Raw genomic sequence first — 7,211 nt, 5'->3', positions numbered from 1 at the left:
TACATAATTCCTAGGGTGTTTTTAGCTCGTTCAGACCCGCTATGAGCCGCTTGTAATAAGGCTTGATAGGCGTGACGGTAATCCTGCCTCACCCCTTCCCCCTTAAAGTACATCATTCCAAGTGCATAAAGCGCATGTGGGTTACGTCGTTTCGATGCTTTTTCAAACCACTCTCGCGCCTTCTCATAGTTTTTATCTGTATACTCCCCTTCATAATACAAAGTACCCAATTGCAACATCGCCTCTGCATTGCCTCGATCAGCGGCTGAAACAAACCAAACAATCGCCTCTTGTGTATTTTTTTTCACACCAAGCCCTTTCAAATACATTTTTGCAACTTCAATTTGTGCAGTGGTATAGCCTTTCTTGGCGGATTTTAAATACCATTTAAACGCTTTTTTTCAAGTCTTTTTTCGTCCCAACGCCCTCAAAATAAACACGCCCTAAATAATACTGCCCAGGCGCATAGCCCTTACGAGCAGCTTTAAAGTACCATTGCCCCGCTAAATTTTTGCACATTAATAAATAAAGTTTTTAGAGCGCAAATAAGCACGCCCTAAGGCAACCATCGCAGGCACACTGCCAGCATCTGCCGCCTTTTTAAACCATTCAATCGCCAGTCTCATATTTTTGCGCGTGCCGACACCATAAGTATACAAACGACCTAAATAAATCTGAGCACCCACATCACCTGCTTCAGCCTTGTCCTCACATTCTGAATAAAGCATTTTATAGTCAGCAATCAATACTTGAATCGGCGGTGTACTGGTATCTAAGCGTGCAAGAACTCGGTTCGCCCTATTATCATCAGCCATTTTCTGCCACCTTCTAGCCTCTGCAACATTAAGCTGTGTACCTCGACCTTGACGATAAAAACGTGCAATGGCATCTTGTGCAGCATAGTTCCCCGACCATTTCACTGACTCACCTAATAATATAAAAGCTTGTTTGAAATTTCGCTTCACGCCAACTCCATAAGCATACAGCATGGCAAGCTTATATTGCGCTCGAGAGAGCTCTTCAGCTGAAAGTTGCTTCTCTCCGGGGCGATGAACTAAAGCATCGGTTCTCTCAAAAAGTTTTTTTTGGTACTGGCCCCAATCACCACAGACTTTCATCGCCTTAATAAAGGAAACAGGAACGGTCCTCGCACTTAGCACTGAGGTAAAGCACAGCAGAAGCAAAACGATAACCCACCTCATGCGCCGACCTCATTCAAATATACCTCATGCTAAAGTGTAGCCTGCTTTACCATCTCTTTCTTTAAAGCATTTTTCAAGCACTTGACCTTGCTTATAAAATCCGCTTAAATAGCGAGGTTGGCCGGATAGCTCAGTTGGTAGAGCAGAGGATTGAAAATCCTCGTGTCGGCGGTTCGATTCCGCCTCCGGCCACCATTCTTGTTGTATACTTTAGCTTAGCCTTAATCTTTATCATTAAAATTAACAACTCTTTAAAAATGAACATTATTTTTAGCAATTATGGCAATGATTCTATTGCTCTTATTCAATGGGCTTATGAGAATAAGCTCGACAACCTCACTGTTGTCCATATTCTAACCGGCTGGCAAAACCCGCAATGGCAAGCGCGTCTTGACCAAGGCCAAGCTCTTGCTGAACGCTTAGGCTTTCGCGTAGTTCACCTTAAGGCTCAGCATGACTTTGCCAGCCTGATGAAAGAACGAAAATCTTTTCCAACGACAAAATTCCAATGGTGTGCAGGCATATTAAAAGGGCTGCCTTTACTCGAATGGCTCGATGAAGCAGACTTTGATTGTGAAGCGACTATTCTCGTCGCCCACCGCAGAGCGGCCTCGCGTGCTAACCAGCAACTTCCTGAATATATCGATGAAAGCGAACACTATGGTGACCGTAGACTCTGGCATCCGCTCTACTTATGCAGCAACAATGACCGTGATGCGCTTATTGAGCGCTCAGGTCTAGAAAAGCTGCCTCATCGAGCACTTGAGTGTGATCCTTGTGTTAATAGCGACGATGCTGATCTGCTGCGTTTAGATTCAGACCCTGCGACAATCAATAGAACAGTGCAACTTGAACAACAGATTCATCAACCGATGTTTTCCCCTCAACGCTTTGCCAATGCGAGCAACCTTAAAGATGTCATCATTTGGCTCAAACAAGAGCATCCAAACACAACATTAACAAACTCAGATGAAGTTTTAGACATGGGATGTGGCTCACCCTACGGTTGTGGCCTTTAGCTCACAAACAGATTCGCACTTTACCTCTTTACCCTCTTTAGCAAAATCGGTATAACTAAAGCTGTGCAAGGATAAGTACAACAAAAAGAGGGAAAAAGTATGACAAACTATCACCCCCCAACCATAGATGATGCAGTCGATGACATTGCTGAAACCATACTGACAGAAGCAAGTTATACATCTTCTCAGCGTAGTAACAATAAAAAAAGGAAGACAAAGCAAAAGCGGTTGCCGTTCGTCGCGCACTAGAAAGACACTTTGAACAGCGACGCTGGCAAAACCAATATGGTGGTTTAGAGCACTATTCTTCTATTTAACTCTTTTAGCAGACTCTTTATAATTGGGTTCATTTCTTAAAGATTAAAGATCAATGAACCCGACACCCTTACAACCCATTAACCACCCCCTTCTTGAGCAGCACCAGGTTAAGCTCTATTTCAAACGTGAAGACCTCAACCATCCGGTTATCTCAGGCAATAAATGGCATAAGCTCAAACTGAACTTGCAAGCGGCCCAAGATCAAGGTTATAACACTGTACTCAGCTTCGGTGGACCTTATTCAAATCATATTTACGCCCTCGCTGCAGCGGCAAAAATTTATAATTTAACCAGCATCGGCATTATCCGAGGTGAGCTACATGACAACCCAACCTTAACTGATGCTAAGAATCATGGTATGCAGCTTTACCCAATCAGCCGCCATGATTACCGTAAGAAAACCCAAACTGATTTTCTAATGCAGCTTATTGAAAAATTCGGCCCACACTACCTGATTCCAGAAGGTGGTAGTAACGCCCTTGCCGTGCAAGGCTGCAAGGCGATCATAAATGAACTAAAAACACAAACTGACTTAAGTGAAACGCTCATCGCCTGCGCTTGTGGCACGGGCGGTACTCTTGCCGGTTTAATCGCCGGTTCAATCGACTCAAACTGTCAACTCATCGGCTTTGCCGTACTCAAACAAGGAGAGTTTCTCCATGATGAAATCAAGCAACTCCTCACCTTATCAGGCAACTCATCCCCCAATAATTGGCAACTAGATACCAACTATCATTTTGGTGGCTATGGCAAGGTCCCTGCTGAATTAATCCACTTTATTCTTGAATTCGAATCTTATAACCCAGGCATTCAACTCGATCCTATTTATACAGCGAAGCTGTGCTATGGACTTATTGATTTAATTAAACAAGGCAAACTAGATAACAGAACCATCATCGCGATTCACACTGGTGGCTTGCAAGGTCGCCGAGGCATCCCTGAACTCCAATGATGATCATTTAAATCTTAAAACCAACTCAAAGCTCACTTTCACCTTCTAATAAGGCCGCCAAAATCGGGCATTTTTCTAATTCTTTTTCATGATGACAAGAATGCACTAACGCCTGTAAACCATCACGCATGCGTGCCAATTCTTTTAAACGCCTTTCTATATCAGCCAAACGCTGCTCGGCGACCTCATGAACCTCATGGTGGCAACTGCGCTGATCACTGAGTTCAAGCAGCTCAGCAATCTCTTTTAAAGAAAAACCTAAGGCTTTCGCTCGTTGAATAAAAAGTAATTTATCCACTGCATCAACATTATAATCACGATAACCATTATCTCGGCGGATTGGCTTGGCAATTAAGCCCTGCTTCTCATAGTAGCGTATCGTTTCTATACTCAAATCACTTTTCTTAGCCAGCTCACCAATTTTCATCGCATTCTCTAACAATCAAAACTATTAAATATCATTAATAATAAACCCTAAAGTTAGCTATAGGGTCAAGGCATTTATCTCGAAAAGAAAGCCGCTGCAAATACTGTTATAATCCCTAGACATTAATAGAGTGAGCGCCGATGACTGTTGCAATTCTTATAAAAAACACACAATTTCTAGAGAAAAGCCAACGGCTTGCTGAATCCATCAAACAGCCCTTAGTCGAATCAATCACAGATGATTATCACTATTATCTAGTCTATAGCAGTGCAGGCTTAACCTTAGAATCGAATATAGATGATGGTTTTAAGCCTTTATTAATAGACTTTACTCATGGAAAAACGGCGCAACGCTTACAACAGGCCAGCATAAGAAAAGAAGCCATTGCCAAAGCATTTAGCCTGCATAAAGGCAAACGCCCTTATATACTCGATTGCACGGCAGGCCTTGGTCGAGATGCTATGCTACTGGCCAAATTAGGCTGTCGTGTTGATATGATCGAACGTTCTCCTATCGTCCATGCTTTACTCGCCGACGCACTAGAACGAGCACGCGAAGAGCCGAATACTATGGAACTGACAAAGCAAGTTCAGCTATATCATGATGACGCCCAAAGTTATTTCGAAAAACATCCAAATACGCATTACGATGCAATCTACCTAGATCCGATGTTTCCAGAAAAGAAAAAATGCGCACTCGCCCAAAAAGAAATGCAATTATTTAAAAAGCTAGTCGGTGCTGATTTGGATGCTCACCTTATCTTTGCTGCCTGCCAAAATCATTACAAAGACCGTTTAGTCATAAAAAGGCCTAGGCTTGCACCTTTGTTAGCACAACAGCCGAGTTATCAATTGAGCGGTAAGGCCAATCGCTTTGATATCTATCTAACAGCTTCTTAACTAGATTAACTAAGGAAAACCTTATGCAATTTTCTCAAGATAGTATGCAGCAAAAATTTTTCATACGTAGTTTTGAAAATAATGTTTTAAAGGTCAATAATGACTCCCATGAAACCTCTCTTCTTATCAGCCACGATACCCTAACCCCCTGGGATAAAAAACAGCTTTCAGACCTCACAGAGCAAGACTTTCGTGCTCTAAGCGAACTGAAGGTTGAAGTTATTTTATTAGGCACAGGCGAAAAGCAACAATTTTTACCTTTCGAGCAGCAAAAAATCTTGCTTATGAAAGGCATTGGCATAGAGGCAATGAGCACTCATGCCGCCTGTAAAACCTACAATATTCTGGTTGCAGAAGGTAGAAAAGTTGCGGCCTTGCTGCTTATACAATAATACTTGAGGTAAGGGCCCTGTAATCTCAAGGATACTTGTTATGAGAAGTCTGTTTGCACTCAACTTATTGTGCCTTATTTTTTTAATTACAGGTTGCCAATCAACGATTAATAAAAATACCAGTAAACAGCCCCCTGCAATACAGCCAGCACAAGTGAAGGCTTATCTAAAAAAACATCCAGAATTTACTCAAACATTTTATAATAACTGGCAAAAAAGCCAGCAACAGATTAAAAATAAACAACAACAAAACGATTATAACCAGCTTGTTCAGCAACTATTCAAGCAAGATTTATTCTTCAGCTTAGGCAACCCATCAGCAAAAATAACTTTAGCGAGCTTTATTGATTACAGCTCAATCCAATCAAAGCATGCCCTCAAAATCATTAATCAGCTTATTTCAAAAGATAAAAATATTAAAATAATTATTATCCCTTTAGCCACTTCTCCGTTAGCCCAAACACTGACTCGTCTTGCTTTTAATGCAAAAGCTCAAGGTAAACTCAACCAATTCCATCAAGCTTTAATTAAAACAACAGGTTTAATTACCAATAAAGATCAAAGGTCCATCGCTAAAAATCTCGCTTTAAATTCACGCCCATTACCCAAGCAATACCAGCAACGCAGCATACGCTACATTACCGGCCTAAAACTACAATCTCTCCCTAGCTATATTATTGGCTTTAGTGAGCAAGCCGCAGTACGCCCACCCTTAACGATTACCGGCAAAACTAACCTGTATTATTTACAAGGGATCCTAAAAAAATACCGCGAGACGGAAAAATCACGCCTTGCCAAAATATTAAAAGAAAAAAAGAAAGATAAACCAAAACCTGCCATCATTGTCACTGAAATATCAACAACACCAAACTCTAGCCTTAGAAATAGACCCCAGATAAACTAACCTACATTCGATTAACTCTTCAACAGCAAAAAGGGCCGATAACGGCCCTTTTACGTAGAAACATGCTTTATTAGTTAGAGATTAACCTGCTTTTTTAGCCGTCTCTTTTTTTGCATCTTCTTTAGCGATTTTCATCAAATCAACTTTAAAGATTAGCGTTTCATTTGGCCCAATCGGTGATCCAGGAATGCCTTGCTCACCATAAGCCAGTTTTGCTGGAACAACAACTTCCCATATCGCACCTGTACGCATCAATGGTAAAGCTTCTTGCCAACCTTTGATTACACCATTAACAGGGAAGGTTGCTGGCTCTTTACGCGCGTAAGAACTATCGAATGGCGAGCTACACCATTTACCTTCAGGTTTTTTGATTTCCTGCTTCCAGTTCTCAGATAAATTCTTCACCAAGCAACCTTCATAGTTCACAGTCACTTTATCAGTCACTAAAGGCTTCTCACCCTTACCTGGCTTAATTACGTCATACTGGATGCCATTTTTCGCAACAACACCTTTAACCGTCTTGTTTTTTGCTAAGAAATCATCTCCAGACTTCTTATTAGCTTCAGCTGTTGCTTTCAAAGCCGCTTCTTGCTTTTTCATTTGCTCTTTTTGGTAAGCAATGATCACCTGACGCGCTTCATCTTTAGTCATAAGCGCTTTGCCTTCACCCATACCGGCTTTGAAACCGTCGGAGAATGCATCTGGAGTAATCTTCAGTGACTGAGCTTTTACATTTTGGCCCATTTGCAAACCAAATGCATAACTTAGCTTATCTTCTTGATTTTTAAATTGCGAGGCTGCAAATGCCGTTGTCGAAACTGCAACCGTGCCAATAACAAGCGCTAGAGCTCGTAATTTCATCTATATTCTCCTAGTTAAACACAGCATTTTTATACTGCCTAATACTATACCTGAAAGCATAAAACCTAGCCAACTATAACGTAATCAACTTAACGAAAGCTGAAACTTTTTTTAAGAAAACATAAAATAACGTATAGAGAAAGGGAAGATCAATAGGTTATAGGAATAAAGCGGAGCAATCAAAAATAGCTCAGATAATAAAAAACCCCGACCTCATACAAGATCGGGGTTTTGAAA

General features: G+C 41.3%; 11 protein-coding genes, 1 tRNA gene and 1 pseudogene. 8 read left to right on the top strand and 5 right to left on the bottom strand.

The genetic code is table 11. The features are described 5' to 3' along the window. The 3 genes from BGC07_RS22455 to BGC07_RS22450 all read right to left on the bottom strand — a co-directional run. Positions 1–308 (bottom strand): tetratricopeptide repeat protein (locus tag BGC07_RS22455; RefSeq protein WP_235603161.1); only part of this gene is annotated, 308 nt, incomplete at its 3' end. 79 nt (positions 309–387) lie between these two features. After that, positions 388–519: a hypothetical protein gene (locus tag BGC07_RS23390; RefSeq protein ID WP_268801663.1), complete on the bottom strand. Its 132-nt coding sequence runs from the start codon at positions 517–519 to the stop codon at positions 388–390. Further along, entirely contained in the window at positions 519–1,160 is a 642-nt protein-coding gene (locus BGC07_RS22450) for a tetratricopeptide repeat protein (RefSeq protein WP_235603157.1), read from the bottom strand. Before BGC07_RS22450 ends, BGC07_RS23390 begins: the two co-directional genes overlap by 1 nt. 161 nt (positions 1,161–1,321) lie before the next feature. Between BGC07_RS22450 and BGC07_RS12575 the strand changes: the two genes are divergently transcribed. The 5 genes and pseudogenes from BGC07_RS12575 to BGC07_RS12565 all read left to right on the top strand — a co-directional run bounded on the left by BGC07_RS12575 (position 1,322) and on the right by BGC07_RS12565 (position 3,491). Further along, positions 1,322–1,397: transfer RNA gene (locus tag BGC07_RS12575), tRNA-Phe, on the top strand. 62 nt (positions 1,398–1,459) lie between these two features. After that, positions 1,460–2,221, top strand: a complete 762-nt coding sequence (locus BGC07_RS12570) for a phosphoadenosine phosphosulfate reductase domain-containing protein (RefSeq protein ID WP_069313395.1) — start codon at positions 1,460–1,462, stop codon at positions 2,219–2,221. 99 nt (positions 2,222–2,320) lie between these two features. Then, complete coding sequence (locus tag BGC07_RS19540; RefSeq protein ID WP_235603156.1) at positions 2,321–2,470, top strand: hypothetical protein; 150 nt, start codon at positions 2,321–2,323, stop codon at positions 2,468–2,470. Further along, positions 2,455–2,538, top strand: a pseudogene (locus BGC07_RS23920) (hypothetical protein); the annotation flags it as partial. The gene BGC07_RS19540 and the pseudogene BGC07_RS23920, both read left to right, overlap by 16 nt. 53 nt (positions 2,539–2,591) lie before the next feature. Continuing rightward, positions 2,592–3,491, top strand: a complete 900-nt coding sequence (locus tag BGC07_RS12565) for a 1-aminocyclopropane-1-carboxylate deaminase/D-cysteine desulfhydrase (RefSeq protein WP_069313394.1) — start codon at positions 2,592–2,594, stop codon at positions 3,489–3,491. A gap of 25 nt (positions 3,492–3,516) precedes the next feature. Here BGC07_RS12565 and BGC07_RS12560 read toward each other — a convergent pair whose 3' ends face one another. Continuing rightward, a complete protein-coding gene (locus tag BGC07_RS12560; RefSeq protein WP_069313393.1) occupies positions 3,517–3,918 on the bottom strand; it encodes a MerR family transcriptional regulator in 402 nt (133 codons plus the stop codon). 140 nt (positions 3,919–4,058) lie between these two features. On the opposite strand from BGC07_RS12560, the gene BGC07_RS12555 reads away from it, so the two are divergent. The 3 genes from BGC07_RS12555 to BGC07_RS12545 are packed head-to-tail and all read left to right on the top strand — an operon-like array spanning position 4,059 to position 6,113. After that, positions 4,059–4,817, top strand: a complete 759-nt coding sequence (locus BGC07_RS12555; protein WP_069313392.1) for a class I SAM-dependent methyltransferase — start codon at positions 4,059–4,061, stop codon at positions 4,815–4,817. Positions 4,818–4,840: 23 nt separating this feature from the next. Then, the gene (locus BGC07_RS12550) at positions 4,841–5,209 is read left to right on the top strand and encodes an Mth938-like domain-containing protein (protein ID WP_069313391.1); all 369 of its coding nucleotides are present in this window, start codon (positions 4,841–4,843) and stop codon (positions 5,207–5,209) included. Positions 5,210–5,249: 40 nt separating this feature from the next. Further along, the gene (locus tag BGC07_RS12545; protein ID WP_069313390.1) at positions 5,250–6,113 is read left to right on the top strand and encodes a thioredoxin domain-containing protein; all 864 of its coding nucleotides are present in this window, start codon (positions 5,250–5,252) and stop codon (positions 6,111–6,113) included. Positions 6,114–6,194: 81 nt separating this feature from the next. Here the strand turns inward: BGC07_RS12545 and BGC07_RS12540 are convergent, their stop codons facing one another. Continuing rightward, positions 6,195–6,974: an FKBP-type peptidyl-prolyl cis-trans isomerase gene (locus tag BGC07_RS12540; RefSeq protein WP_069313389.1), complete on the bottom strand. Its 780-nt coding sequence runs from the start codon at positions 6,972–6,974 to the stop codon at positions 6,195–6,197. Positions 6,975–7,211 lie beyond the last annotated feature (237 nt).

The sequence above is a fragment of the Piscirickettsia litoralis genome (assembly GCF_001720395.1).
Classification (GTDB): Bacteria; Pseudomonadota; Gammaproteobacteria; order Piscirickettsiales; family Piscirickettsiaceae; genus Piscirickettsia; species Piscirickettsia litoralis.
This window is presented reverse-complemented; position numbering and strand designations above follow the sequence as displayed.

Coding starts and splice junctions, on each gene's coding strand:
- BGC07_RS12550 (WP_069313391.1), top strand. CDS start 4,841: ATGCAATTTTCTCAAGATAGTATGCAGCAAAAATTTTTCATACGTAGT.
- BGC07_RS19540 (WP_235603156.1), top strand. CDS start 2,321: ATGACAAACTATCACCCCCCAACCATAGATGATGCAGTCGATGACATT.
- BGC07_RS12545 (WP_069313390.1), top strand. CDS start 5,250: ATGAGAAGTCTGTTTGCACTCAACTTATTGTGCCTTATTTTTTTAATT.
- BGC07_RS12565 (WP_069313394.1), top strand. CDS start 2,592: ATGAACCCGACACCCTTACAACCCATTAACCACCCCCTTCTTGAGCAG.
- BGC07_RS23390 (WP_268801663.1), bottom strand. CDS start 519: ATGTGCAAAAATTTAGCGGGGCAATGGTACTTTAAAGCTGCTCGTAAG.
- BGC07_RS12570 (WP_069313395.1), top strand. CDS start 1,460: ATGAACATTATTTTTAGCAATTATGGCAATGATTCTATTGCTCTTATT.
- BGC07_RS12555 (WP_069313392.1), top strand. CDS start 4,059: ATGACTGTTGCAATTCTTATAAAAAACACACAATTTCTAGAGAAAAGC.
- BGC07_RS12540 (WP_069313389.1), bottom strand. CDS start 6,974: ATGAAATTACGAGCTCTAGCGCTTGTTATTGGCACGGTTGCAGTTTCG.
- BGC07_RS12560 (WP_069313393.1), bottom strand. CDS start 3,918: ATGAAAATTGGTGAGCTGGCTAAGAAAAGTGATTTGAGTATAGAAACG.